The sequence below is a fragment of the Microcoleus sp. AT3-D2 genome, assembly GCF_036705715.1.
Lineage (GTDB): Bacteria > Cyanobacteriota > Cyanobacteriia > Cyanobacteriales > Microcoleaceae > Microcoleus.
In genome coordinates, this window is record NZ_JAUBVE010000176.1 from 1 (window position 1) to 2,162 (window position 2,162).

General features: G+C 44.8%; 2 protein-coding genes and 1 pseudogene. 1 reads left to right on the forward strand and 2 read right to left on the reverse strand.

The features are described 5' to 3' along the window. Nucleotides 1–70 precede the first annotated feature (70 nt). Entirely contained in the window at nucleotides 71–1,069 is a 999-nt protein-coding gene (locus QUB44_RS30620) for an AMIN domain-containing protein (RefSeq protein WP_333373651.1), read from the reverse strand. A gap of 277 nt (nucleotides 1,070–1,346) precedes the next feature. On the opposite strand from QUB44_RS30620, the gene QUB44_RS30625 reads away from it, so the two are divergent. Next, nucleotides 1,347–1,634, forward strand: a complete 288-nt coding sequence (locus QUB44_RS30625; protein ID WP_333373654.1) for a hypothetical protein — start codon at nucleotides 1,347–1,349, stop codon at nucleotides 1,632–1,634. A 13-nt stretch (nucleotides 1,635–1,647) separates the two neighbouring features. Here the strand turns inward: QUB44_RS30625 and QUB44_RS30630 are convergent. Next, a pseudogene (locus tag QUB44_RS30630) lies at nucleotides 1,648–2,125 on the reverse strand (transposase). Nucleotides 2,126–2,162 lie beyond the last annotated feature (37 nt).

Genomic DNA, 2,162 nt, shown 5'->3' on the forward strand with positions numbered 1-2,162 from the left:
ACTGTAATTAACTCATAATTTTGCCGGAAATATCATTCTACTATGTATTTGTGTAATTAATTGTGTCTGACTACTTAGCAGGTACGATCGTCGTATTACCGCGATTGTCGAGAATTCCCCTTTGCAGCAACAGCACTTCCTCTCGGCTGGGCTTCGCTTGCAGGCGCAAAGCCTGATCGCCGGGGTATAGCAAACTGAGCTCCGTGCCCGCCGGCAACAAGACATTCGCCCCAGCGGCAGCCTGCAAAGGAGCATTCGATCGTCCGCGAGGAAGCGGTTCACCAAAGGTAAGCGTCCGCAGTTGGAGTGCTGCGGTAGCCGTTATTTGAGGATATAGGCGGGGTACCGCAGCAGCTTGTACCCCACGGCGTTCGTCAAGGCGAACATTGACTAAAGGCACTCTTAGCGGCCGGATTTGGTCATTTGGAGTTGGCGACTGCGAATAATTTGTAGCTGGATTCAGGGAAGTAGGAGGCTCAGCTCGATCAATCTCTGTGGCAGCAGTTGAGTTGGAATCAGTCGCCGGTTGGTTTTGCGGTACTTGTATTGCAGGCTGGGGTTGAGTTTTGGAAGTTTCCACAATAGGAGTCGGTTCGATCAAAGGACGCAACACCCAGCGATTTTCTACCTCGCTTCTTTGGAATTGAACTTGGCCTGCGCTGAAACCGACTCCAGGAGCCAAATTGACCAGAATTCTCGCCGTTCCCGGTTGAAGTTGACTCACTCCCACAGAACGCACTCTACCTTGTGGGTATAGCTGAGTTGCATCTACTCCGATCTCAGTATTGGGCAAATCCACAGCAATCTGAGAGGGGTTGAGTAGAGAATAGGTGGGGGTTGTTCCCTCTGGGAGAGTAATTTCTAGCTGATTTGTCGCCGGATCGAATTTCCAACTTGTCACTGTAGAAGCATTTGCTGGTTCCAGTGTTGCGGGCACTGCTGCAACTGCGGCGACGACTGCTAGACTCAGACTCAGTGACTCGATCGCAAACAATCCGGGTGCTAGAGAATTAACAGTCAATTTTTGTAAGTCTTCCCCAAATCTGGTGAGTAATTTTTTGTATGGCATGGCGGCTGGGTGAAATTTTTGATCTGAAATAGATTATGGATGGGAAAATTTTGCGTTCGGATGCTGGAGGGGTGACAACCCGCCCCAAACCCAGAGAGCGTAAAGATTTAACCCAGGTGTGCTAAAAAAAGATAGGCAGCCGAATTCTTACAAGCTAGCCTATCTCAAAAATTAATGTTACCAACATTCTATCAGACCCACTTACAAAAACAACTGACATCAGCTCAGTTTATTTTACTCACAATCTTGCTCTCCTTGATACAAGAGCGAGAAACAAGTGAGATTAGAGAGGCTGGCACGAGTATTTCCCTACCCCATTACTACCGAAAGTCGGCGTCGCAAATTGCAAAGATTTTTGGACTTACCTCAATTAACGATCGCACTAATTTGGTTACCTTTGCTCGCTTACTGGTTAACAACTTATTGCTCTGTGGGACAAACCCTATCAGTGGCGATAGATCGGACTCAATGGGGCTGTATCAATCTGTTTACGATCGCCCTAATCTGGGAGAAAAGAGCCATTCCCTTAAAAAGAGTGTTTGTTACCCAAATTAGGAAGCAGTAACTTATAGCCTTTCTCAGAAAGATGAGGTACAATAACAGCAGTGTGTAAACCAGTTAAAAATATTTGATGATGTAACTTGACTGAACGCCCACTCTATGGCTTTGGCTAATTCTTGATAATTAGTAGTCTTGATAGAACGGAGAATAATTTTAAGCTTTGACCAGAGATTCTCAATTGGTGAAAAATCTGGTGAATAAGGAGATAAGTATATTAATTTTGCCCCTTTTTTCGATCGCTTTTTTCACTTCTTCTCCCAAGTGAATGGGACAATTATCCATGACTACACAAGCACCTTTCCATAGTTTTGGCACAAGTTTTCTGATAATAAAAGCTTCAAATGTAATTGCATCAGTTGGGCCTATTAGATTAACCGATGTCAAAATTTCCTTGACTGACATTGCTCCAATTATTGAGACATTTTTGCCACGTTTAGTTGGTTTTGCCCCCCGGACTCTTTGACCTTTCAAAGCTCTAGCATATAACCTAACCATTGCTAAATTAACTCCAGATTCGTCAATGAATATTAAG

Excerpts from the sequence above, each read along its gene's own strand:
- QUB44_RS30620 (WP_333373651.1), bottom strand. The coding sequence starts at position 1,069 with ATGCCATACAAAAAATTACTCACCAGATTTGGGGAAGACTTACAAAAA.